At 70.9% G+C, this 23,107-nt stretch carries 20 protein-coding genes and 1 pseudogene; 11 read left to right on the top strand and 10 right to left on the bottom strand.

The window, feature by feature from the left end:
* Positions 1–813 (bottom strand): FAD-dependent oxidoreductase (locus tag SACAZDRAFT_RS23710; protein ID WP_232286368.1); only part of this gene is annotated, 813 nt, incomplete at its 3' end.
* Positions 810–1,889 carry a uroporphyrinogen decarboxylase gene (gene hemE / locus SACAZDRAFT_RS05320; RefSeq protein WP_005439381.1) on the bottom strand — a complete coding sequence of 360 codons (1,080 nt, stop codon included), beginning with the start codon at positions 1,887–1,889 and terminating at the stop codon, positions 810–812. The genes hemE and SACAZDRAFT_RS23710, both read right to left, overlap by 4 nt.
* A gap of 79 nt (positions 1,890–1,968) precedes the next feature.
* Between hemE and SACAZDRAFT_RS05325 the strand changes: the two genes are divergently transcribed.
* The 3 genes from SACAZDRAFT_RS05325 (at position 1,969) to SACAZDRAFT_RS05335 (ending at position 5,044) form a co-directional block, all read left to right on the top strand.
* Positions 1,969–2,523 (top strand): DUF3000 domain-containing protein, encoded by a 555-nt coding sequence (locus tag SACAZDRAFT_RS05325; RefSeq protein WP_005439382.1) that lies wholly within the window; start codon positions 1,969–1,971, stop codon positions 2,521–2,523.
* Between the two features lie 499 nt (positions 2,524–3,022).
* Complete coding sequence (locus tag SACAZDRAFT_RS05330) at positions 3,023–3,739, top strand: response regulator transcription factor (RefSeq protein ID WP_005439383.1); 717 nt, start codon at positions 3,023–3,025, stop codon at positions 3,737–3,739.
* Between the two features lie 63 nt (positions 3,740–3,802).
* A complete protein-coding gene (locus tag SACAZDRAFT_RS05335; protein WP_005439384.1) occupies positions 3,803–5,044 on the top strand; it encodes a ribonuclease D in 1,242 nt (413 codons plus the stop codon).
* A gap of 1 nt (position 5,045) precedes the next feature.
* Here SACAZDRAFT_RS05335 and SACAZDRAFT_RS05340 read toward each other — a convergent pair whose 3' ends face one another.
* The 3 genes from SACAZDRAFT_RS05340 to dxs are packed head-to-tail and all read right to left on the bottom strand — an operon-like array spanning position 5,046 to position 8,862.
* Positions 5,046–6,182, bottom strand: a complete 1,137-nt coding sequence (locus tag SACAZDRAFT_RS05340) for a sensor histidine kinase (RefSeq protein WP_005439385.1) — start codon at positions 6,180–6,182, stop codon at positions 5,046–5,048.
* Entirely contained in the window at positions 6,179–6,874 is a 696-nt protein-coding gene (locus SACAZDRAFT_RS05345) for a response regulator transcription factor (RefSeq protein ID WP_005439386.1), read from the bottom strand. Before SACAZDRAFT_RS05345 ends, SACAZDRAFT_RS05340 begins: the two co-directional genes overlap by 4 nt.
* Before the next feature lie 50 nt (positions 6,875–6,924).
* Complete coding sequence (dxs, locus tag SACAZDRAFT_RS05350; protein ID WP_005439392.1) at positions 6,925–8,862, bottom strand: 1-deoxy-D-xylulose-5-phosphate synthase; 1,938 nt, start codon at positions 8,860–8,862, stop codon at positions 6,925–6,927.
* Between the two features lie 202 nt (positions 8,863–9,064).
* Between dxs and SACAZDRAFT_RS05355 the strand changes: the two genes are divergently transcribed.
* Positions 9,065–10,618 carry a GMC family oxidoreductase gene (locus tag SACAZDRAFT_RS05355; RefSeq protein WP_005439397.1) on the top strand — a complete coding sequence of 518 codons (1,554 nt, stop codon included), beginning with the start codon at positions 9,065–9,067 and terminating at the stop codon, positions 10,616–10,618.
* Positions 10,619–10,650: 32 nt separating this feature from the next.
* Here SACAZDRAFT_RS05355 and SACAZDRAFT_RS05360 read toward each other — a convergent pair whose 3' ends face one another.
* A complete protein-coding gene (locus SACAZDRAFT_RS05360; protein WP_005439408.1) occupies positions 10,651–11,367 on the bottom strand; it encodes a FadR/GntR family transcriptional regulator in 717 nt (238 codons plus the stop codon).
* A 96-nt stretch (positions 11,368–11,463) separates the two neighbouring features.
* Here SACAZDRAFT_RS05360 and SACAZDRAFT_RS05365 point away from each other — a divergent pair, with 96 nt between their 5' ends.
* From SACAZDRAFT_RS05365 to SACAZDRAFT_RS05380, 4 genes are all read left to right on the top strand, one after another.
* Entirely contained in the window at positions 11,464–11,982 is a 519-nt protein-coding gene (locus SACAZDRAFT_RS05365) for a gluconokinase (RefSeq protein WP_005439410.1), read from the top strand.
* A 42-nt stretch (positions 11,983–12,024) separates the two neighbouring features.
* Positions 12,025–13,401 (top strand): GntP family permease, encoded by a 1,377-nt coding sequence (locus SACAZDRAFT_RS05370; RefSeq protein WP_005439417.1) that lies wholly within the window; start codon positions 12,025–12,027, stop codon positions 13,399–13,401.
* 160 nt (positions 13,402–13,561) lie between these two features.
* Entirely contained in the window at positions 13,562–14,158 is a 597-nt protein-coding gene (locus tag SACAZDRAFT_RS05375; RefSeq protein WP_005439419.1) for a TetR/AcrR family transcriptional regulator, read from the top strand.
* 92 nt (positions 14,159–14,250) lie between these two features.
* Complete coding sequence (locus SACAZDRAFT_RS05380) at positions 14,251–16,455, top strand: MMPL family transporter (RefSeq protein WP_005439422.1); 2,205 nt, start codon at positions 14,251–14,253, stop codon at positions 16,453–16,455.
* 130 nt (positions 16,456–16,585) lie between these two features.
* Here SACAZDRAFT_RS05380 and SACAZDRAFT_RS05385 read toward each other — a convergent pair whose 3' ends face one another.
* Together SACAZDRAFT_RS05385 and SACAZDRAFT_RS05390 are read right to left on the bottom strand one after the other, a co-directional pair.
* On the bottom strand, positions 16,586–17,788 hold the full coding sequence (locus tag SACAZDRAFT_RS05385) for a class I SAM-dependent RNA methyltransferase (protein ID WP_005439424.1): 1,203 nt from the start codon (positions 17,786–17,788) through the stop codon (positions 16,586–16,588).
* Complete coding sequence (locus SACAZDRAFT_RS05390; protein WP_005439426.1) at positions 17,785–19,830, bottom strand: APC family permease; 2,046 nt, start codon at positions 19,828–19,830, stop codon at positions 17,785–17,787. Before SACAZDRAFT_RS05390 ends, SACAZDRAFT_RS05385 begins: the two co-directional genes overlap by 4 nt.
* 177 nt (positions 19,831–20,007) lie before the next feature.
* Between SACAZDRAFT_RS05390 and SACAZDRAFT_RS05395 the strand changes: the two genes are divergently transcribed.
* On the top strand, positions 20,008–20,673 hold the full coding sequence (locus SACAZDRAFT_RS05395; RefSeq protein WP_005439428.1) for a potassium channel family protein: 666 nt from the start codon (positions 20,008–20,010) through the stop codon (positions 20,671–20,673).
* Entirely contained in the window at positions 20,673–21,347 is a 675-nt protein-coding gene (locus SACAZDRAFT_RS05400; protein WP_005439429.1) for a potassium channel family protein, read from the top strand. Before SACAZDRAFT_RS05395 ends, SACAZDRAFT_RS05400 begins: the two co-directional genes overlap by 1 nt.
* Before the next feature lie 21 nt (positions 21,348–21,368).
* On the opposite strand, the gene SACAZDRAFT_RS05405 is transcribed toward SACAZDRAFT_RS05400, so the two are convergent.
* Complete coding sequence (locus SACAZDRAFT_RS05405; RefSeq protein ID WP_005439430.1) at positions 21,369–22,196, bottom strand: DUF3159 domain-containing protein; 828 nt, start codon at positions 22,194–22,196, stop codon at positions 21,369–21,371.
* A 12-nt stretch (positions 22,197–22,208) separates the two neighbouring features.
* A complete protein-coding gene (locus SACAZDRAFT_RS05410; protein ID WP_005439431.1) occupies positions 22,209–22,589 on the bottom strand; it encodes an OB-fold nucleic acid binding domain-containing protein in 381 nt (126 codons plus the stop codon).
* A 112-nt stretch (positions 22,590–22,701) separates the two neighbouring features.
* Here SACAZDRAFT_RS05410 and SACAZDRAFT_RS24230 point away from each other — a divergent pair.
* Positions 22,702–23,107 (top strand): annotated as a pseudogene (locus SACAZDRAFT_RS24230) (hypothetical protein); the annotation flags it as partial.

Raw genomic sequence — 23,107 nt, forward strand, 5'->3', positions numbered from 1 at the left:
GGCACCGAGCCGCACCCGCCAACCGCCACCGGGCCGCCGGTGGAGCTCGCGCACGGGCTGCCCGAGCCGCAGCTCCGCGGCACTGCCCGTCGCGAGCCGGTCGACGAGTCCGCCCAGACCGTCGCGCAATGTGGCGAAGACTGGCGCGCTGCTCGGCTTGGCCGGGAGCGTGGCCGCGACCGCTTCCGTGAGCGAGGTGGCGCCGGCATCCACGGCCGCGGCCACGGCGGGCACCGTGGCACGCAGCCCGAGACCGTCGGCACCGCCTGCGTAGACGCCACCGAGCAACGGGTCCACGAGGCGTTCGACGACCTCGTCGCCGAACCGCTCGCGCAGCAGCGCTCCCAGCGACACGTCGTGCGGGGGCAGGGTGAGAGGGGGCGCGTGGCGCTCCTCCTCCACCGCGCGCACTCCGTCGGCCGAGAGCACCCCGGCCACCGACTCGGCCGACGCCGGGATGCCCATCATCGTTCCCTTGGGCAGTGCCGCCGTCCGCCCGAGCGCACGCACCGAACCGGACGCCAACGTAGGGTGCACGACCTGGTCGGCGAGACCGGCCTCCCGCATCAGCTCCACCGCTTCGGGCCGCCGCGCGAGGACTGCCTCCGCGCCCACGTCGAACCGCCGACCGGCGAGTTCCACCGTGCGCACCTTGCCCCCGAGCACGGACGCGGCGTCGCAGACCGTGATCCGCGCCTGCGCACCGAGTTCGGCGCGCAGGCGCCACGCGGCGCTCAGTCCCGCGACGCCCGCGCCCACCACGACGACCTCGCGCGGTCGGGGATGCCTCGGCCTTTCCTCGCTGTACGTCACAGGCTGTGCACCAGCTCCACGACCCGGGTCAGCACCTCCGGATCGGTGTTGGGGAGAACACCGTGGCCGAGGTTGAAGATGTGCCCGCCCGCGGCGCGGCCCTCGGTGACGATGCGGCGCACCTCGGCCTCGACGACCGGCCACGACGCGAACAGCAGCGCGGGGTCGAGGTTGCCCTGCACGACCGGAGCGGGCTTGCCCGGCACGGTGAGGCGCCGCGCGGCCTCATCGAGCGGCAGCCGCCAGTCCACGCCCACGACGTCGGCGCCCGCCTCCCGCATGTCCGGGAGCAGCTCGCCGGTGCCCACACCGAAGTGAATCCGGGGCACGCCGTAGTCGGCCACTCCGTCCAGCACCGCCGCGGAGTGCGGCAGCACGAACGTGCGGTAGTCCTTGACCGACAGCGCTCCGGCCCACGAGTCGAACAACTGCACCGCGTCCACACCCGCGTCGAGCTGGGCGCGGAGGAACGTCAGCGTGGTGCGGGCGAGCGAGCCCGCGAGCGCGTGCCACACCTCGGGCTCGCTGTGCATGAGGGCCTTCGTGCGCTCGTGGTTCTTGCTCGGCCCGCCCTCGATGAGGTAGGAGGCCAGCGTGAACGGCGCACCGGCGAAGCCGATGAGCGGCGTCTCACCCAGCTGCTCGGTGAGCAGGCGCACGCCGTCGGTGATCGGACGCACCTGCTCCGGCTCCAGCTCCGGCAGGGCCTCCACGTCGGCGCGGGATCGGACGGGCTCTGCGGCGACCGGTCCGGTGCCGGCGACGATGTCGATGTCGACACCGGCGGCCTTCAGGGGCACCACGATGTCGCTGAAGAGGATCGCGGCGTCCACACCGTGCCGGCGGACGGGCTGGATCGTGATCTCCGCGAGCATCTCGGGGTCGAAGCACGCCTGCAGCATGGGGACGCCTTCGCGGAGTCGCCGGTACTCCGGCAGCGACCGACCCGCCTGGCGCATGAACCACACGGGAACGTGCGCGGGTGTTCCGCCCCGCGCGGCGACGAGAAACGGCGCGTCGGAGAGTGTGCGACGGGCCGACGCAGAAGAAGTTGTCATCGCCAACAATCGTGCCATGTCGTTCCGACGGCCCGGTCCCCGGCGCGCCTGTGCCCACACCCGCGGCGGCCCGTCCTACAGTCGAGTGGTGACCGCGATGACTGAGGCACCCGACGAGTTCCACGCCGCCGTTGCCTCGTTGCGCTCCGTGACTCCGCGCCCCGAGATGACGCTGGAGCCGATCAAGGCCCCCCAGCGCCTGGCACCGTGGGCGTTCGCCCTCGCGGCGGAGGCCACCGGCCCCGAGGACGTTCCCGCGACGGGCCGCCTGGTGCTCCTGCATGATCCGGAGGGCCAGGACGGGTGGCAGGGCACCTTCCGGCTCGTGGTCTACGTGCGCGCCGAACTCGACGCCGAACTGGCCACCGATCCGTTCCTGCCGGACGTGGGGTGGGCGTGGCTCACCGACGCCCTCGACGCCACGGGAGCGACCTGGACGGCGCTGGGCGGCACGGTCACCGAGACGTCGTCGGCCCGGTTCGGCGACATCGCGGGTCCGACCCGCACCGACGACATCGAGCTCCGCGCGTCGTGGACCCCGACGTCCACCGATCTCCGTCCTCACGGCGAGGCGTTCTCCATGGCGCTCTCGCACTACGCGGGCCTGCCGCCCGTGGGCGTGAGCATGTTCGGCCAGCGACGAGGCGGCTGACTCCGCCCTCCCATCCGACCTGCCCCTGCCGTGGTTTTCGCCCTCCGACGCCCCGGCGGAGGCAACGGAACGTTCTCACCGCATAATTGTTTTCATTCGCAACTCTCCCCTCACGTAAGGGCCACGAGTGCGCATGCGTTCGGACGCGGGTTTTCGACGCGAAACACGCATCCGCGGCACCCGCGTCGCCTCGCGCGCCGTCCAACAGCCCTCCTGCACAGGGCGGATGCACGGGCATCCAGCACGTGAGAACTCCCTTACATCGTCGACTCTGCGCTATGCGTTAACCACTTTCCGTATAAGAACCCGAATGCGCTATAAGACGGGCCGTGAGGCATTACCCGAAAGGGACAGATCCGCGGTGAATGCCCCCACTGACCCACTTGGGCGGCTAGAGTGCTTTCGACGACACCACTTTCGGTCTAAAGCTGGCGCGGCTGATCGGCCGAAAGTCCCGGTGCCGGTCGGGGGGCACGACCGACTCCAGGGAGGTAGTGACGTGGCTGCCGTCGGCTTTACTCAGGCCGTCCGATCCACGCCAGCCGGCTCGTTGCCGGCGAGCATGGTCCCGCACCCGCGGGAGGAACTGTTTTCTGTGCTGGTGGTCGACGACCACCCGCTGTTGAGGGAGGCGATCGCCGCACGACTTGCGCAGATGGGCGCCGGCACGGTCCACGAGGCCGCGACCGTCGCCGAGGCGAGAGCGAGGGCGGCCGCGACTGGGCCGTGTGACCTCGCGATCCTCGACCTCGGGCTGCCGGATGGCAGCGGTATCGAACTCGTCACGGAGCTACGCAGCAGCGGTTGGCTCCGCGTCGTGGTCCTCGCGTCGTCCGACGACCCGTACGCCGTGCGTTCGGCGTTCCAGGCCGGCGCGCAGGCGTATCTGCTGAAGTCCGCGTCGCCGGTGGTGGTCACCGACGGCGTGCGGCGGGTGCTGGAGGGCGGCGTCTACGCCGATCCCAGCGTCGCACCCGTCCTGGCCACCGGAACACGGGTGGCGGGCACCGACAACACGCCGCGCGAGCTGTCCGCTCGCGAAGTCGAGGTGCTCCAGCTCGTGGCCGACGGCCAGTCGAACAAGGAGATCGGTGAGGAGCTCAGCCTCTCGGCGTTGACGGTGAAATCCCACCTGTCGCGCATCGGGCGCAAGCTCGGCACCGGCGACCGGGCGCAGATGGTCGCGTTGGCCATGCGCGCGGGCGTGATCCGCTAGCACTTGCGGCCCTACGGGGCGGGCGAACCAGGCGCGGTGGTCCGTCCCGTAGGGTTCACAAACGTGGACAACGCAGATCAAGGCTCCGGCCCGCCGGAGGACTCTGCACCTCTTCCGTTGACGGAACCGGCCGACGGCACACCCGATGTGATCGCCGACCCAGCCACGTTGCGCGCGGCATGTGCACGACTGGCCGAGGGCAGCGGCGCGCTCGCCGTGGACACCGAACGTGCCTCCGGCTACCGCTACTGGCCGAGGGCTTACCTCGTGCAGATCAGGCGTGAGGGTGCCGGGACCTTCCTCATCGATCCCATTCCCCTGCGCGACCACCTCGCACCGCTCGCCGAGGTGATGAACGACGTCGAATGGGTGCTCCACGCGGCGTCCCAGGATCTGCCGTGTCTCGCCGAGCTCGGTCTCCGTCCGCCGTCGTTGTTCGACACCGAACTGGCGGGCAGGCTCGCGGGCCACCAGCGCGTGGCGTTGGGCACGCTCGTCGAGGAGCTGCTCGGCTACCGGCTGGAGAAGGGCCACAGTGCGGCCGACTGGTCGCGCCGCCCACTGCCGGTCGACTGGCTGAACTACGCCGCTCTCGACGTCGAGCTGCTCGTGCCGCTGCGCGAGAAGTTGGAAGCCGAGTTGGCGGCGTCAGGGAAGCTCGACTGGGCCCGGCAGGAGTTCGAGGCCGTCCGCACGGCCGAACCGCCGCGCCCGCGCTCGGAGCCGTGGCGTCGCACGTCCGGCATCCACAAGATCCGTACCGCGCGGGGGCTCGCCGCCGTCCGAGCGTTGTGGGAGGCCCGCGACGAGCTCGCCCGCAAGCGTGACCGGGCGCCGGGGCGGATTCTCCCCGACAGCGCGATCATCAACGCCGTGCTGGCGGCCCCGCGGACCGTGACCGAGCTTCAGCAGCTTCCGGTGTTCGGTGGCCGGGTGCAGCGCAAACAGGCCGCCCGCTGGCTGCGGCAGTTGCACCATGCGCGGACTCTGCCCGACTCCGAGCTCCCGAGCATCGCCGTGGCGCACGACGGTCCACCGCCCGCGAACCGGTGGGCCGACAAGGATCCCGACGCGGCCGCCCGGCTGGCCGCCGCGAGGACGGCGCTGGCCGACATCGCGGAGCACCACCAGCTCCCGGTGGAGAACCTGCTGCTGCCGGACCTGCTGCGCCGCACCTGTTGGCATCCGCCCGCCGACACGTCGCCGGAGTCCGTGGCAGCGGTGCTCGCCGAGGGCGGCGCCCGGCCGTGGCAGGTCGAGCTGACCGCGGAGGCCGTCAGCACCGCGCTGCAGGCCCGCGCCTGACTCAGGCGGCGGGCAACAGCACCGTGACCGCGAGGCCGCCGTCGGGAACCGGCTCGGCACGCACCGAGCCGCCGTGTGCGCGGACGGCGGCCTGCACGATCGACAGTCCCAGACCCGCGCCGGTGCGGGCGGTTCGGGCGACTCCCGCCCTGCGGAACGGCTCGAACAGCCCGGCCACGTCGTCGGCGGCGATCACGCCTCCGGACGAGCGCACGGTGAGCACCACCCAGGGTCCGTCTCCCCTGCGGGTGGTGACCTCGATCCAGCCGTTCTCGACGTTGTGTGTGACGGCGTTCTCGACGAGATTCCCGGCGACGCGTTCGAGCAGTGCCGGGTCGCCCGTCGTGGTGGCCTCCCCGAGGTCGAACCGGGCCGTCACGCCCTTGTCCTCGGCGCCGGCCCGGACGGCCTGCCAGGCGCTCTCCACGACGTCGCCGAGGTGCACCCGCTCGGTCACCGGCAGTTCGGCTCCGTCGGTGCGCGCGAGCAGCAGCAACGCGTTCACGAGCCGCTCCGCCCGATCGGTCGCGTCACGCACCACACCCGCCATGCGTCGCAGCTCCGCCTCATCCGCCTCGTCGTCGGACAGCGTCACGTCGAGCTCGGTGCGGATCACGGCGAGCGGAGTCCGCAACTCGTGGCTCGCGTTGGCCACGAAATGCCGCTGCGCGTCGAACGCCGCCTGAAGGCGGTCGAGCATCGCGTCGAAGGTGTGGGCGAGCTCGGCCAGCTCGTCCCGGGTACGGACGTCGCCGATGCGCTCCCCCATCGACTCGACCGACAACCTCCGCGCGGTGTCGGTGATCTCCCGCAGGGGCCGCAGCACGTGCGACGTCAGCGTCCACGCGAGGATCCCCGCGGCCGTGACCACGAACCCGAACGCGCTCAGCCCGGCGACCACCATCCGTTGCCGCGCCTGCTCCTGGAGGTGTTCGGCGAGCACGGAGGCCTCCACGTCCACGCCGTCCACCTGCACCAGGGTTCCCGGCGGCAGCTGCGGCACCGCGGCGACCGAGTCACCGACGAGCCGCCACGCCAGCCACAGCAGGAGCACGCTCACCACGGCGACGAGCGACGTCGCGAGCACGGTGACGCGAGCGCGGAGGGTACGCGCGGGGAGACCGGTGCGGCGAATCACCGATCCAGCGAAGCAGAGCCGGCCGCGGTGCCCGCACCGGGCACCCGGTAACCCGACCCCACGACGGTCTCGATGATCCCGGGCTCACCGAGCTTCTTGCGCAGCGTCATCACCGTCACCCGCACGGTCGTGGTGAACGGGTCCGCGTTCTCGTCCCAGACCCGCTCCAGCAACTCCTCGCTGCTGACCACCGCGCCCTTGGCCGACAACAGCACTTCCAGGACCCCAAACTCCTTGCGCGTGAGTTCGACCGGCCGCCCGGCCCGGTGCACGGACCGTTTGGCCGGGTCCAGCTCCACGTCGTCGGCCACGAGCACGGGCGGGGTGGCGGGCGTGGCCCTGCGGCCGAGCGCCCGCACCCGCGCCACGAGCTCCGGGAAGGCGAAGGGCTTGGCCAGGTAGTCGTCGGCGCCCAGGGACAGCCCCTCGACGCGGTCGGACACCGACCCGCTGGCGGTGAGCATCAACACGCGGGTCAGTTCGCCCGACGTGACGATCTCCCGGCACAACTCGTCGCCCGACATCCCGGGGAGGTCGCGGTCGAGCACGACGACGTCGTACCGGGTGACGGTGGCCTTCTCGTGGCCCTCGTCCCCGGTGAACGCGACGTCGACCGCCATTCCCTCGCGCCGCAGGCCGCGTGCCACCGCCTCGGCCAACGGCGCCTCGTCCTCTACAACCAATACGCGCACGTCAACACCGTGTCATACACCTGTTCGGAAGAGTCCGACGGCACGCTCCTCTAGTCGCGAGGTGTGTCCATCGCCTCGTCGACGGGGTGGGAAACGTCACCGGCTTCGCGCGTGGCGTCACCGAGCCTGCCCGCGGCCCACTCGGTGACGCTGCGCGCCACGTCCTGGGCGGTGAGACCGATGCTCGCCAGCACCTCGTCGCGCGTGCCGTGTTCGAGGAACCGTTGCGGGATCCCGAGGTCGCGCAACGGCACGTCGCAGTCGGCGTCGCGCAGGGTCGCGGCCATGGCCGACCCGAACCCACCGTGCCGACCGCTGTCCTCCAGCGTGACGACCAGGCGGTGCGACTCGGCGAGCGCGACGAGCTCCTCGGGCACCGGCACGACCCAGCGGGGGTCGACGACGGTGACACCGATCCCCTGGTCGGCGAGCCGTTCGGCCGCCGCCAGCCCGAGCCGGGCGAACGCACCGACCGCCACGAGCAACACGTCACCGCGCTCGTCGTGCCGCAGGACGTCCACGGTCCCGACGCGCTCCACGGCGGGCACCGAGTCGACGACCCCGCCCCGCGAGAACCGCAACGCGGTGGGACCGTCGGAGACCTCGACCGCCTCACGCAGCTCCTCGCGCAAGGTGCGGGCGTCGCGTGGTGCGGCCACCCGCATGCCCGGAACCATGCCCAGCAGCGACAGGTCCCACATCCCGTGGTGGCTCGGCCCGTCCGGCCCCGTCACGCCCGCGCGGTCGAGCACCAGCGTCACCGGCAGGTTGTGCAGCGCCACGTCCATCAGGACCTGGTCGAACGCGCGGTTGAGGAAGGTGGAGTACACCGCCACCACGGGGTGCAGTCCACCCATCGCCAGTCCGGCGGCGGAGGCGACGGCGTGCTGCTCGGCGATGCCGACGTCGTACCAGCGGTCCGGGTAGGCCTCGGAGAACGGCTGCAGGCCGGTGGAGCGCAGCATGGCGGCCGTGATGGCCACCACGTCCTCGCGCTCGGCCCCGATCTTGACGAGTTCCTCGCCGAACACCGACGTCCAGCTCAGCCCCTTGGCGGGCGGCTTGCCGGTCTGCGGGTCGATCGGGTCGGTCTGGTGCATCTGGTCGGCCTGGTGGTTCACCGCGGGCGCGTAACCGTGCCCCTTCTCGGTGACCGCGTGCACCACGACCGGGCCGCCGAAGGCCCTGGCGTTCTGCAGCGCCTTCTCCAGCGCCGGCAGGTCGTGCCCGTCCACCGGACCGATGTACTTGAGCCCAAGGTCGGAGAACATCACCTGCGGGCTCAGCGCGTCCTTGATGCCGGCCTTCGCCGCGTGCAGCGCCGTGTAGAGGGGCTTGCCCACCACCGGCGTGTTCTGCAGCAGCTCCTTGCCGCCGTCGAGGAACTTCTCGTAACCCCGGCGCAGGCGCAGTGCCGCGAGGTGCTCGGCGAACCCGCCGATCGTCGGGGAGTACGAGCGGCCGTTGTCGTTGACGACGATGACGACAGGGCGTTCGGGATCGGCGGCGATGTTGTTCAGCGCCTCCCAGCACATGCCGCCGGTCAGCGCGCCGTCACCGACGACCGCCACGGCGTGCCTGCCCCCGCCCTCACGCTGATACGCCTTGGCCAGGCCGTCCGCGTACGACAGCGCCGTGGAGGCGTGGCTGTTCTCGATGAAGTCGTGCTCACTCTCCGCTCGGGCCGGGTAGCCCGCGATGCCGCCCTGCTGCCGTAGGCTGTCGAACTCGCGGTGCCGTCCCGTCACGATCTTGTGTACGTACGACTGGTGCCCCACGTCGAAGAGCAGGGCGTCCCTCGGTGAGTCGAAGACCCGGTGCACCGCAAGGGTGACCTCGACGATCCCGAGGTTGGGTCCGAGATGGCCGCCCGCCCTGCACACTTTGTCCACGAGGAAATCCCTGATCTCCCCTGCCAGCACGCCCAGTTGGTCGTGGTCCATCCGCTTGAGGTCGGCCGGCCCGTGCACGGACTCCAGCAACGTCACGCTCCACCTCGCTCGCCGTCGTTCTCGCTGCCTCGTTCTGCTTAGTCTAGGGACGTCTCCCGAGCAGGCCCACCTTCGGGCGAAGCGCTGCTGTCGGAGGCGGTCCGCCGGATACTGGTCTGGTGGGCGGCCCGGACCGTTGGCGCAGTCCGCGCCGAGTCGCCGAGGGTCCCACGACGACAGCCGAGAAGAGGGAGCCCCCATGTCGCGCGAGTTCGATTACGTCGTCGTCGGGGGCGGCACGGCCGGGGCCGTGGTCGCCGCCCGTCTGTCGGAGGATCCGAACACGTCCGTCTGCCTGCTGGAGGCCGGCCCATCCGATGTGGACGACCCTGCGATCCTGCGCCTCGACCGCTGGATGGCGTTGCTGGAGTCCGGTTACGACTGGGACTACCCGGTCGAACCTCAGGAGAACGGCAACTCCTTCCTGCGGCACGCCCGGGCGAAGGTGCTCGGAGGGTGTTCCTCGCACAACTCGTGCATCGCCTTCTGGGCGCCGGCCGAGGACCTGGACGAGTGGGCGTCCCTGGGCCTGCTGGGCTGGTCGGCCGACGACATCTTCCCGCTGTTCCGGGAGTTGGAGAACAACGACGGCCCCGGCGACCACGGGCGGGAGGGTCCGGTGCGTCTCCGCTCCGTCCCTCCGCACGACCCGGCCGGCGTGGCGCTCCTGCAGGCCTGCGAGCAGGCCGGGATTCCGACGACCGACTTCAACACGGGCACCACGGTGACCAACGGCGCGAACTGGTTCCAGATCAACGCGTTCGAGGACGGCACGAGGGCGTCGTCGTCGGTGGCCTACCTGCACCCGGTCATGGGGAAACGGTCCAACCTGGAGGTGCGCACCGGCGTGCGCGCGAAGCGGCTGACCTTCGACGGCCTGCGCTGCACCGGCGTGGAGATCCTCACCGAGGACCTCGTCCACAGTGAACACGTGGTGGCGCGGGGCGAGGTGGTGGTGAGTTGCGGCGCCATCGACAGCCCGAAGCTGCTCCAGCTCTCCGGCATCGGCCCGGCGGAGGAGCTCGCGGGCTTCGGCATCGACGTGCTCGTCGACTCCCCCGGCGTGGGACGCAACCTGCAGGACCACCCCGAAGGTCTGGTCCAGTGGGACGCGCGCCGCCCCATGGTGAACGAGTCGACCCAGTGGTGGGAGATCGGCATCTTCACCACCACCGAGCCTGGTCTGGACCGCCCCGACCTGATGTTCCACTACGGGTCGGTGCCCTTCGACCTGAACACGCTGCGGCACGGCTACCCGTCCACCGAGAACGGGTTCTGCCTCACCCCGAACGTCACGCGGTCGCGCTCCACGGGCACGGTCACGTTGCGCACCCCCGACTTCCGCGACCGCCCGAAGGTCGACCCGCGCTACTTCACCGACCCGCACGACATGCGCGTGATGACGTACGGCATCCGGCTGGCCCGGCGGATCGTGTCGCAGCCCGCGATGCAGGAGTGGGCCGGTGCGGAACTCGCCCCGGGGCCGGAGGCGCAGACCGACGAGGAGCTCGCCGACTACATCATCAAGACGCACAACACCGTCTACCACCCGTCGTGCACCGTGAAGATGGGGCCGGCCGGCGATCCGCTCGCTCCGCTGGACGAACGTCTGCGGGTGCGCGGTGTGGAACGCCTGCGCGTCGCCGACGGGTCCGCGATGCCTTTCCTCACGGCCGTGAACCCGTGCATCACGACCATGGCCATCGGGGAGAAGGCCGCCGACATGATCGCGGAGGACGCCACGCGGCGTTGACGAGGCCACGCGGCTCGGTCGGCTCAGCCGGTTCAACGCCGCCAGAGCGGCAGCATCGCGTCGCGGACCTCGGCCAGCAGCTCCGTCATCGCCGCCTCGGCGGCGTTCGGCTCACCGCGCGCCACCGAAGCCGCGACCCGCTCGTGCAGGTCGAGCGCTTCAGGCACGGGCTGCTGCGGCATGAGGCCGAGGTGCGTGCGCCCGCGCAGCACCACGGCGACGACGTCGGCAAGCGCGCCGAACATCTCGTTGCCGCTCGCGCGCAGCAGCAGGGTGTGGAAGGCGACGTCGCGCTCCATGAAGACGTCGAGCCGTCCCGCCTCGCCGAGTCGGCGCATCTCGGCGGCGAGCTCCACGACCCGCGCTCGTTCGCTCGCCGACGCGCTGCGCGCTGCCGCGGCCGCCGCCAGCGGCTCCACCGCGATCCGCAGCTCGGTGAGCGAGCGCAGCTGTTCGTCGCGCCCCGGACCGGACAGCCGCCACCAGATCACCCGGGGGTCGAAGACGTTCCAGCTCGACCGCGGCTGCACGGTGATGCCGACGCGCCGGCGTGAGCGCACCAGCCCCATGGACTCGAGCACGCGCATGCTCTCGCGGGCCACCGTCCGGGACACGCCGAACCGCTCCTGGATCCGGTCGAGCGTGAGGACGTCACCGCTGGCCAGCACGCCGCTGGTGATGTCCGAACCCATCGTGTCCAACACGGTGTTGTGCAGGACGTCCGCCCCCGCCTCCGGCTCAACGCTCACGTGTCAGAGCCTATCGGGCCCCGCCGTCTTCACACGGACGGAGCAATGGTGTTATCTTTCGCCACCAATAGTCATACCTTTCGATTGAGGTGCGTCATGAGTGCCACCTGCCTGGTGGTGATGGGGGTGTCCGGAGCGGGCAAGACCACCATCGCCCGGCGGCTCGCGGACGAACTCGGGTGGCCGCTGGCCGAGGCCGACGAGTTCCACCCCCCGGACAACATCCGGAAGATGTCCGCGGGCGTCCCCCTCACCGACGACGACCGGATCCCCTGGCTCGAAGCCCTCCGGGACTGGATCACGGAGCGCGCCGAGACGGGCGAAAGCACGATCGTGAGCTGCTCGGCACTCAAACGGGCCTACCGCGACCTCCTCCGCGGAGCCCGCGCCCGGGTGCGCTTCGTCCACCTCGCGGGCGACGCACCGCTCATCATGGAGCGCCTGTCCGTCCGGTCGGACCACTTCATGCCGCCGTCGCTGTTGGACTCCCAGTTCGCCGACCTCGAACCACTGGCCGGCGACGAGGACGGCGTGGTGGTCGACCTCGGCCAGGAACCCGACCAGATCGTCGAGTCCGCGCTCACGGGCCTTGCGCTCCGCGCTCCGGAGCGCTAGCACCGACACCCCTTCCCCACCGCGACAGCAACGGAGCTTCGTATGAACACCGACGAGTGGACACAAACCCTCGGCGCGGGCCCGCTGTTGGGCATCGCCGCAGGCGCGGTCGCCGTCCTGCTACTGCTCATCATCACCCTGCGCGTGCACGCGTTCCTGGCGCTCGTCGCCATCAGCCTCGCGACCGCGTTCGCCACCGGCATCCCCGCCGAGGCGGTCGTGGACACGCTCACCGAGGGCTTCGGATCCACACTCGCCAGCGTCGCGCTGCTGGTGGGCTTCGGCGCGATGCTGGGACGACTGCTCGAAGTGAGCGGCGGAGCCCAAGCCCTCACCGACGCGCTCATCCGACGGTTCGGCGAGAAACGCGCGCCGCTCGCGCTGGGCATCGCATCGCTGCTCTTCGGCTTCCCGATCTTCTTCGACGCCGGCCTCGTGGTCATGCTGCCGATCATCTTCTCGGTGGCGCGCAGGCTCGGCGGCGGCGTGCTGCGCTACGGCCTGCCCGCGGCGGGCGCGTTCTCGGTCATGCACGTCTACGTGCCGCCGCACCCGGGCCCGGTCGCCGCGAGCACGTTGCTGGGAGCCGACGTGGGCCTGGTCATCGCGTTCGCGGTGCTGCTCGCGGTGCCGACCTGGTACCTCACGAGCTACCTGTACGGCCTGTGGATCGGCAAGCGCATCGTGCTGCCCGTGCCGGACATCCTGGGCGAGGCCGAGACCGACGAGAACCCGCCGAGCGCGGGCACGGTCATCGGTCTGCTCCTGCTGCCTCTGGTGCTGATCTTCGCCAACACCGGCCTGAGCACGGCCGCCGACGCCGGGTGGATCGACGGCGATGCCGGCTGGTTCAACGTCCTGGTGGCGCTCGGGTCCACACCGGTGGCACTGCTGATCACCGTCTTCGTGGCGATGTACGTGCTCGGCACGCGCCGCGGCCGCGACAAGACCGTGGTGGAGCAGATCCTCGACTCGGCGCTCGGACCCGTGTGCGCCATCATCCTGATCACCGGCGCCGGTGGCATGTTCGGTGGCGTGCTGCGCGCGAGCGGCATCGGCGACGCGCTGTCCGACGCGCTCGCGGACATGGGCCTGCCCGTGATCGTGGCCGCCTACGTCATCGCCACGGTGCTGCGGATCGCACAGGGCTCGGCCACCGTCGCCCTCACCACCGCGGCGGGCCTGGTGCAGCCGCTGGTCCTGGGCGGTGGGTTCAACTCGATCGAGGTCGTGGCGATCGTGCTCTCCCTCGCCGCGGGCTCGGTGACCGCGGGCCACGTCAACGACTCCGGCTTCTGGCTGGTGGGCCGGTTCTTCCAGATGGACGTCAAGACGACGCTGAAGACCTGGACGGTCATGCAGACCACCATCGGTCTCGTCGGCTTCGGTCTGGCTTCCGTGCTCTACCTCGTCGCCTGACGACCATCCCCGCAGGCACCCCGCAGGCACACCCCACAGGCCACCTCGCATGCTGTGACCAGCACCGCATGCGGGGTGGCCTGACCGCGCTGAAACCCGGCCCTACCGACGAGTACACTACTCTTGTACGAAACAGTTTCGTTTCTGTCTGGAGTACGGTATGTCCACGTCGGCGTCCCCCTCGACGCCCCGCCGGACTCGGCTCACGCCGGAACGAGAGCGGGAGCTCTTCACCGCCGTGGTGGATCTCGTCCGGGAACACGGCTACGAGGCCCTCACGATGGACGCCGTCGCCGCGCGCACCAAAGCGAGCAAGGCGACGCTCTACCGACAGTGGGAGAGCAAACCGAAGCTCGTCGCGACAGCTCTGCGTCACCTCGCCGGCGCGCCCCCCGAGGTCGACACCGGATCGCTGGCGGAGGATCTCCGCCGGATGGTCCGCGACCTGATCACTCACGCCACCGAGGACACGGCCCTGTTGAACGGTCTGGCCCACGCCGTGACCAAGGACGCCGAGCTGTGGCAGGCACTGCACGATCTCCACATCAGACCGGGCCTGGAGTTGCTGGACACCGTCGTCGGCCGCGCTGTCGAACGCGGTGAACTCGCCGCGGACAACCCGGCCAACGACTACATCGTGCACCTGATCCTCGGTGCCCTCGGCACGCGCAAGCTCGTCGAGAACAAGGACGTCGACGCCGAGTACATGGAGGGATACCTCAGGGCGGTGGTCTTCCCCGCGCTCGGCATCGCGTGACTCACCTCGGTTGCGGCCCCACCGGGGTCCGTCGGCCGGGCTTTTCCCGCCCATTTTTTCCGTCCCCACCGACCAACCAGGAGTGCCTCCGCATGGCCACGATGCTGTACCGGCTCGGCCGCTTCGCCTTCCGGCGACGCGGTCTGGTCGCCGTACTGTGGGTGCTGATACTCGCCGCAGTCGGCGGCGCCGCCGCGACGACGTCCTCGACAGCCTCCACCGCGATCTCGATTCCCGGAACCGAGGCACAGCAGGCGTTCGAGCTGCTGGAGGAACGCTTCCCCGGCAGCACACCGGACGGCGCCACCGCCCGCGTCGTCTTCCAGGCTCCCGAGGGCGACACGCTCACCGACGCGGAGCACCGGAAGACCATCGCCAAGATCGTCGCCGACCTGGCGGAGGGCGCGCAGGTCCAGCAGGCCGTCGACCCGTTCCAGGCGCAGAGCGTCAGCCGCGACGCGACGATCGCCTACACGCAGGTGACCTACGACGGCTCCGCCCTCGAACTGACCGACGCGACCCGGGACGCCCTGCAGGCCGCCGCGGAGAAGGGCAGGGACGCCGGGCTGGCCGTGGAGATCGGCGGGGACGCTCTGCTGACGATCCCCGAGACCGGCGCCACCGAGGTCATCGGTGTGCTCATCGCGGCCGTCGTGTTGCTCGTGACGTTCGGCTCGCTCGTCGCGGCGGGGCTGCCGCTGGCCACCGCGCTCGTCGGTGTGGGCATCAGCGTCGCCGTCATCACGCTGCTCACGCAGACGCTGGAACTCGACAGCACGACACCCATCCTGGCCACGATGATCGGGCTCGCGGTCGGGATCGACTACTCGCTGTTCATCGTGTCCCGCTACCGCGCCGAACTCGCGGAAGGCCGGGCACCGCTGGACGCGATCGGACGCGCGACCGGCACCGCGGGATCGGCGGTCGTCTTCGCCGGGCTCACCGTCGTCATCGCGCTGGCCGGTCTCGCCGTGGTGAACATCCCGATCCTCACGAAGATGGGTTTCGCCGCCGCCGGTGCGGTGGTTCTGGCCGTGCTCGTCGCGCTCACCCTCATCCCGGCGCTCATCGGCATGGCGGGCAAGCGGGTCCTGCCGCGCAAGCAGCGTGACAAGGCCGCTCGCGAAGCCGCGGAGGGCAAGCCCGGCGCGGGTACCCGGTGGGCGCGGTTCGTCCTCCGGCACCGCGTGGCCGTGCTCGTCCTCGGTGTCGCGGGCCTCGGGGTCATCGCCATCCCGGCGACCGACCTGCAGCTCGGGCTGCCCGACGACAGCTCCAAGCCCGTCGACACGAGCCAGCGCAAGGCCTACGACCTCATCTCCGAGGGCTTCGGTCCCGGCACCAACGGACCGCTCGTGGTCACGGTCGACGCGCGTGGCAGCGACGACCCGCAGGCGGCGGCCGCCGCCACGGGCAAGGCCCTGCAGGGCCTCGACAACGTCGCCATGGCCATGCCGCCCACGTTCAACCAGGCCGGCGACACGGCGATGATCACCGTCATCCCGATGTCAGCGCCCAGCAGCACGGAGACCGAGGACCTCGTCCACGACATCCGCGCCGAGGCCACCGACCTCGCCGACACGACGGGCGCGCGGATCCTGGTCACGGGCCAGACCGCGATGGGCATCGACGTCTCGCAGAAGCTGGACGACGCCCTGCTGCCCTACCTGGCGCTGGTGGTCGGGCTCGCCTTCGTCCTGCTGGTGATCGTGTTCCGCTCGCTGCTCGTACCGCTGAAGGCCGCGCTGGGCTTCCTGCTGTCGGTCATCGCCGCGCTGGGAGCCGTGGTCGCGGTGTTCCAGTGGGGCTGGCTGGCCGACCTGGTCGGCGTGGAGCAGACCGGCCCGATCATGAGCCTGATGCCGATCTTCCTGGTCGGCCTCGTCTTCGGCCTGGCGATGGACTACGAGGTCTTCCTGGTCACACGCATGCGGGAGGCCTACGTCCACGGCGAGAGCGCGCAGGAGTCGATCGTGACCGGCTTCCGCCACGGCGCCCGGGTCGTCACGGCCGCGGCGCTGATCATGATCAGCGTGTTCGCCGGGTTCGTCGGCTCCGACGAGTCGATGATCAAGATGATCGGGTTCGGTCTCGCGATCGCCGTCCTGTTCGACGCCTTCGTCGTCCGGATGGCCATCGTGCCCGCCACACTCGCGCTGCTCGGCAAGGCCGCGTGGTGGCTCCCGCGGCCGCTCGACAAGGTGCTGCCCAACGTCGACGTCGAGGGCGAACGGCTCCAGCAGCGGCTCGCCGAGTCCGACGAGGAGGTCAAGGAGACGGTCGGCAGTCCTTCCTGACAGCCGACGGCCGAGGTCGCCATCGGGGGCGCGACCTCGGCCGCACCGCGGCCCACGGGGCCGAGAGGACCGCGGTGCGACAGTCGGGCCGGCCCGGCCATCCGAGAGGAGCCGGGCCGGCCCGAGTCCGTCAGTCCGCCTTCGCCTCGGACACGAGGAGCGCCACGCACTCCACGTGGTGGGTCATCGGGAAGGCGTCGAACGCCCGGAGGCGCGCCAGCCGGTATCCGAGCTTCGCAAACGTGGCGACATCCCGGGCGAGCGCGGCCGGGTCGCAGGCCACGTAGACGATGCGCTCGGGTGCCGCGGCGGCGATCCGCTCCACCACGACGCGGCCCGCGCCCTTGCGCGGCGGGTCCAGCACCACGACCTCCGGCGAGTCACGGCGGTCGCGCAGCACGTGCTCCACCTGCCCGCACCGCCAGGACACCTGGCGCAGGTCCGCGAGGTTGGCCTTGCCGTCGGCCACCGCGCGGCGGCCCGACTCCACCGCGAGCACCCGGCCCCTCGGGCCGACCTGCTCGGCGAGCACGGAGGCGAACAGCCCCACCCCGGCGTAGAGGTCCCACGCCCGCGCTCCGGGCGAGGCCTGCGCCCACTCGCGCACGACCCGGGCGAAGGTGTCGGCCGCCTCGGGATGCACCTGCCAGAAGCCGTGCGCGGCCAGCCGCCACTCCCGTCCCGCGGCCCGTTGCACGGCCAGTCCGCCCTGTCGCTGCTCGGGGCGTCTCCCCCGCCCGGGCAGGCGCCGCACGTGCACGTCGCCGTCGGCGTCCTCGGTCGCCTCGACCTCGTCACCGTCGGACCACCGATCCGGGAGCACGGCGTCCACCGCGCCGCGGACGGTGATCGGGCAGTCGGTCAACGGCACCACCCGGTGGCTGCGGTGAGGTCGCAGGCCCGCGTGCCCGTCGGCGGCGGCGACGAAGCGCACCCGCGTCCGCCACCGCAACAGCCCGCCCGGCAGTTCCTCGACCGTCACGGGGAAGTCCAGGCCGGCCAGCCTGGCCAACTGCTCCTCCACGACCCGGGCCTTCAGCTCCCGCTGCGCCGCACCGCTCGCGTGCTGCCAGTCGCAGCCACCGCACAACCCCGGCCCCGCCACGGGACACGACGGCTCGACCCGGTCGGGCGACGCCGTGAGCACCTTCACCGCGTCCGCCCGGCAGAACGACTTGCCCGGGTCCTCGGTCACCTCCGCGAGCACCCGCTCGCCCGGCAACGCGTGGCGGACGAACACGACCCGTCCGTCCACCCTGGCCACACAGTGTCCGCCGTGTGCCACCGCCCCGACCGTCAGTTCCAGCGTGCGGCCCGTCCAGTCCTGCGTCACGAACGCGCTCCCTTCCCCCGGGCCGACGCCGTCCTGTCCGCCTCGCCCGTGTGGAAACCACGCCGCACGTCACCGACCACCGGACGCCGTCGCCTGCGGGCGGCGCGGGTGGTGGCCCGATGCGAGGACTCCAGTTGCCACGGCACACTCGTCACCATCACCCGCGGTTGGAACAGCAGCCGGGTCTTCAGCCGCAGCGCGCTCTGGTTGTGCAGCAGTTGCTCCCACCAGCGGCCCACGACGTACTCGGGAATGAACACCGTGACGACGTTACGCGGCTGGTCTCCGCGCACTCTGCGGACGTAGTCCAGCACCGGCTTGGTGATCTCCCGGTACGGCGACTCCACGACCTTCAGAGGCATCGAGATGCGCCGCTTCTCCCACTCCCGCATCAGGGCGCGTGTCTCGTCCTCGTCCACGTTGACGGTGACGGCCTCCAGCACGTCGGGTCTCGTCGCCTTGGCGTAGGCCAGTGCCCGCAACGCCGGTTTGTGCAGCTGCGACACCAGCACGATGGCGTGGTTGCGGGCGGGCAGCGTCACCTCCTCGCCGGTCGCCGCGATCTCCGCGGCCACCCGGTCGTAGTGGCGGCGGATGGCGCGCATGAGAACGTAGAAGAACGCCATGGCGGCGATCGAGATCCACGCACCCGCGAGGAACTTGGTGACGAGGATGACGACCAGCACGGCCGCGGTCAGCACGAGTCCCACGGCGTTGATCGCCTGAGCCCGGCGCATGCGCGCCCGGGCGGCAGGATCCTCTTCGCCGCGCAGCTCCCGGCTCCAGTGCCGGATCATGCCGCTCTGGCTCGCCACGAACGCCACGAAGACACCGACGATGTACAGGTGGATCAGGGCGGTCACCTGCGCGTCGAACACGATGACGAGCGCGATGGCGAACCCGGCGAGCACCAGAATGCCGTTGCTGAAGGCCAGCCGGTCACCCCGGGTGTGCAGCTGCCGGGGCAGGAAGCGGTCCTGCGCCAGGATCGACCCCAGTACCGGAAACCCGTTGAACGCCGTGTTCGCGGCGAACACGAGGACCAGCCCGGTGAAGAAGACGACGTACCAGACACCCGGGGTGAATCCACTGAAGACGGCACCGGCGACCTGCGCGATCAGGGTCTTCTGCTCGTAGCCTTCCGGTGCGTTGATCAGCTGCCGCTGCGGGTCGTCCGCCAGCACGACACCGCTGGCGTCGGCCAAAAACAGCAGCCCGAGGAACATCGGGATCGCCAGCAGTCCCAGGAACAGCAGTGTCGTGGCGGCATTGCGTCCCTTGGGTTTGCGAAACGCCGGCACACCGTTGGCGATGGCCTCCACACCCGTCAACGCCGCGCTGCCCGAGGAGAACGCGCGCAACAGCAGGAACACGAAGCCCAGCCCGGCGAGTTGCTCGGGCTCCTCCACGACCTGGAATCCCGCACTCTCGGCCCGCAGTTCGTCGCCCAGCAGGAACGTGCGCACCACACCCCAGGCGACCATGCCGAGGATCCCGACCACAAACGCGTAGACGGGGATCGCGAACAGCCTGCCCGACTCGCGCACGCCCCGCAGATTCATCGCCGCGAGCACCACGATGGCCGCCACCGCGAAATCGACCCTGTGTTCGGCGACGTACGGCACGGCCGAACCGATGGTGGCCGCGGCGGACGCCGTCGAGACCGCCACCGTGAGCACGTAGTCCACCAGCAGCGCCGCACCGACGGCGAGACCGACCCGGGCACCGTGGTTGGCGGTCGCGACCGCGTAGGCGCCGCCTCCGGACGTGTACGCCCGCACGTTCTGGCGGTAGGCGGCGATCACCACGACCATGACGAGCGCGACGACCAGGCCGATCCACGGGCTGTAGACGTACGAGGAGGCACCCGCGACCGAGAGCATGAGCAGGATCTGCTCGGGCGCGTACGCCACCGACGACATCGGGTCGGAGGCGAACACCGGCAGGGCGATCCGCTTCGGCAGCAGCGTGCGCGGCAGACGATCACTGCGGAAGGGGCGCCCCAGCAGAACGCGCTTCATCGCCGTGGCGAACTTGGACACGGCTGGAGCGTAATCCTCGGCGAGAGGCGTCGTGTGACGAGAGGCGAGCACCCGACACCGAACGGTCACCGGATCGCGGGTCGACGAAGCCGGTCTCCGGGCTCGCGTGCGGGTAGGTTGTGCGTGACCCTGAGGCAGGGACGCCGATCGTCACCGGGGTGGCAGGAGGACAGCAACGTGCACGTGGTGATCATGGGTTGCGGCCGGGTCGGCGCGTCCCTCGCGGCCGCGCTGGAGCGGCTGGGCCACGACGTCGCGGTGATCGACAAGGAACGGGAGTCGTTCCGCCGCCTCGGTCCCGCGTTCCACGGCAGGCAGGTGCTGGGCATGGGCTTCGACCGCGACGTGCTCATCGAGGCGGGCATCGAGCAGGCGGAAGCGTTCGCCGCGGTGTCCAGCGGCGACAACTCCAACATCATCTCGGCCAGGGTCGCCCGCGAGACCTTCGGCGTGGAACACGTCGTCGCGCGGATCTACGACTCGAAGCGGGCCGCCGTGTACGAGCGGTTGGGCATTCCCACCGTCGCCACGGTTCCGTGGACCACCGACCGGTTCCTGCGCACGCTGCTGCCAGAGGGCACGGCGACGTCGTGGCGCGAGCCGACCGGGAGCGTGGCCCTGCTGCAGCTCCCGGTGCACGAGAACTGGATCGGCCACACCGTCCAGGAACTCGAAAGCGCGGCCGACTGCCGGGTGGCGTTCGTCATGCGGTTCGGCACGGGCATCCTCCCCCAGAGCAAGACGGTGCTCCAGGCCGACGACGTCGTGTACGCGGCCGCCCTGTCGGGCACCATCACCGACGTCACGAGCGTGGCCGCGCGGCCACCGCAGGAGGAGAGCTGATGCGGGTCGCGATCGCGGGTGCGGGCGCGGTGGGCCGGTCCATCGCCTCGGAGCTCGTCGAGGCCGGGCACACCGTCATGCTCATCGAGCGCCAGTCACGGCAGTTCGTACCCGAAACGGTGCCGGAGGCCGACTGGGTCCTCGGGGACGCGTGCGAGATGTCCACGCTCGAGGACTCCGGGATCCAGCTGTGCGACGTGGTCATCGCCGCGACGGGAGACGACAAGGTGAACCTCGTCGTGTCGCTGCTCGCCAAGACGGAGTTCGCCGTGCGCCGGGTGGTGGCCCGCGTGAACAATCCCGCCAACGAGTGGTTGTTCACCGAGAGCTGGGGTGTGGACGTCGCCGTGTCCACCCCGCGCATCCTGGCCGCGATGGTGGAGGAGGCCGTCAGCGTCGGCGACCTCGTGCGGCTCATGACGTTCCGCCAGGGCCAGGCCAACCTGGTGGAGCTGACCCTGCCCGCCGACACACCCGTGGCGGGCAAGCCGGTGCGGGAGCTGGCGCTGCCGCGTGACGTCGCGCTGGTCACCATCCTGCGCGGGGAGCGCGTCATCGTGCCGCAGCCGGACGACCCGCTCGAACCCGGCGACGAGCTGCTGTTCGTGACCTCGGCCGGCACCGAGCCGGACATCCGGCGAGCCCTCGGGGTGAACGGCCAATCCATGCCGTGACGGGAGATCGCCCCCGTCCCGTCACGCCTGGTTGGGCGGCGCCTCTCCGTACTTCACCCGCAGGCGCGCCTCGATCTGCTCGTCGGTCTCGACGGGCGGGGCCGACGCGGCCAGCTCCTTGAGCCTGCGGTCGGAACGTCGCACGGCCCACACGACGACCAGGAGAGCCAGCCCGTACAACGGGTAACCCATCGCGATCTTGGCGAAGGCGAGCCAGCCGGTGAGGTCCTCGTCGTAGAGCCACCGCTGCACCACGAAACGCGCCGCGAACACCGCCGCGAGCGCCAGCGTGGCGACGTCGTACCCCAGGCGGGACGGCTTGTCCTTGCGCCAGGCCATGCCGCTGCCGTTGAGGAGATTCCACACCACACCGGCCAGCGGCCAACGGACGACGACGGACCCGGCGAGCACCACGAAGTACACCAGGCTCGTCCAGATGCCGAACAGGAAGAAGCCCTTGGCCGAGCCCGTCCGGTAGGCGAGGAACGCCGCCACCCCGACGGCGAACAGGCCGGAGATCGCGGGCTGGAGCGGCTCCTTGCGCACCACCCGCACGACGGCGATCGCCACGGCGCTGCCGAGCGCGGTCCAGATTCCGACGGTGAGCCCGAACATCGCGTTGGCGAGCACGAACACCACGACCGGCAGCGACGAGTACAGCAGTCCGGAGACGCCACCCATCTGCTCGAGCATGGTCGGCTCGGCACGTTCCTCCGACGATTCCGCCGCGTCCGACGATTCCCCCGTGTCCGGCGACGTCTCGTCCCGACGGTCGGCGCGGGAGTCAGCGGAGTCACCGGAGGGATCGTGGTCCAGGTCGGTCCGGGAACGTTTCGGGTGTTCAGTCACGCGCGCATACTCTCATCCGGTCGCTTGCAGCAGTTCGTAGTACGGGTTGTACAGCACCTTGCGACCGTCGCGCTCGCCGAGCCTGCCCCGTGCCTTGATCGTACGGCCGGGTTCGATACCCGGAATGCGTCTGCGGCCCAGCCACACGAGGGTGACGTCGTCGGTGCCGTCGAACAACTCGGCTTCCACCGTCGCCGCGGCACTGCCCGGGCAGAGATCCACGCTGCGCAACCGGCCCAGCACGGTCACTTCCTCACCCGAGCGGCAGTCGCACGCCCGTCGGGCTCCTCCGGCCTCCGACCGTTCGGAGAGGTCCTCGGCGTCCAGTTCTTCTATGTCACTGGTCAACTTGCGAACCAAGCGGCTGAAGTAGCCACTGTCCTTGGCAGACATCGCGCCTGCTTTCCTGTGTGATCCTGCGAGAACCCACCGATGTGAGCAGGCTCTCAACCACCAGACTAACCCTGTCGCCGGTAGCGAATCCGACTTCCGCGAGGATCGCAAGGTGACCTCGGTCAAGCCGCCCCGCACCGCCGTACTCCTACCCGGAACCGGGTCGGACGAGCACTTCGTCCGGTCCGTCTTCAGCCGTCCGCTGGCCGCCGTCGGGGTGACCGTGACGGCCCCGCCACCACCGCCGGGCGAGGACGTCGTCGAGGGCTCCCTCGCCCTCCTCGACCGGCTCGCCGACGACGCCGACGACGCCGACGCACCGCTGCTCGTGGGCGGCATCTCCCTGGGCGCGCACCTGGCCACGACGTGGGCGCTGGCCAACACCCACCGCTGCGCGGGAGTCCTCGCCGCCCTGCCGGCCTGGAACGGCCCCGCCGACCCGCTACCTCCGCCGTGCCGGCCTCGACTACCACGACCTCGCTCCCGTCCGGGTCCACCGCGACCTCGCCGCGGCGTGG

The organism is Saccharomonospora azurea NA-128 (assembly GCF_000231055.2).
In the GTDB taxonomy this organism is placed as follows: Bacteria; Actinomycetota; Actinomycetes; order Mycobacteriales; family Pseudonocardiaceae; genus Saccharomonospora; species Saccharomonospora azurea.

What these genes read in the sequence shown, in the direction of transcription:
- SACAZDRAFT_RS05380 (WP_005439422.1), top strand. Translation starts at nt 14,251, where the DNA reads ATGGCCACGATGCTGTACCGGCTCGGCCGCTTCGCCTTCCGGCGACGC.
- SACAZDRAFT_RS05325 (WP_005439382.1), top strand. Translation starts at nt 1,969, where the DNA reads ATGACTGAGGCACCCGACGAGTTCCACGCCGCCGTTGCCTCGTTGCGC.
- SACAZDRAFT_RS05355 (WP_005439397.1), top strand. Translation starts at nt 9,065, where the DNA reads ATGTCGCGCGAGTTCGATTACGTCGTCGTCGGGGGCGGCACGGCCGGG.
- SACAZDRAFT_RS05410 (WP_005439431.1), bottom strand. Translation starts at nt 22,589, where the DNA reads ATGTCTGCCAAGGACAGTGGCTACTTCAGCCGCTTGGTTCGCAAGTTG.
- hemE (WP_005439381.1), bottom strand. Translation starts at nt 1,889, where the DNA reads ATGGCACGATTGTTGGCGATGACAACTTCTTCTGCGTCGGCCCGTCGC.
- SACAZDRAFT_RS05400 (WP_005439429.1), top strand. Translation starts at nt 20,673, where the DNA reads ATGCGGGTCGCGATCGCGGGTGCGGGCGCGGTGGGCCGGTCCATCGCC.
- SACAZDRAFT_RS05375 (WP_005439419.1), top strand. Translation starts at nt 13,562, where the DNA reads ATGTCCACGTCGGCGTCCCCCTCGACGCCCCGCCGGACTCGGCTCACG.
- SACAZDRAFT_RS05370 (WP_005439417.1), top strand. Translation starts at nt 12,025, where the DNA reads ATGAACACCGACGAGTGGACACAAACCCTCGGCGCGGGCCCGCTGTTG.
- SACAZDRAFT_RS05365 (WP_005439410.1), top strand. Translation starts at nt 11,464, where the DNA reads ATGAGTGCCACCTGCCTGGTGGTGATGGGGGTGTCCGGAGCGGGCAAG.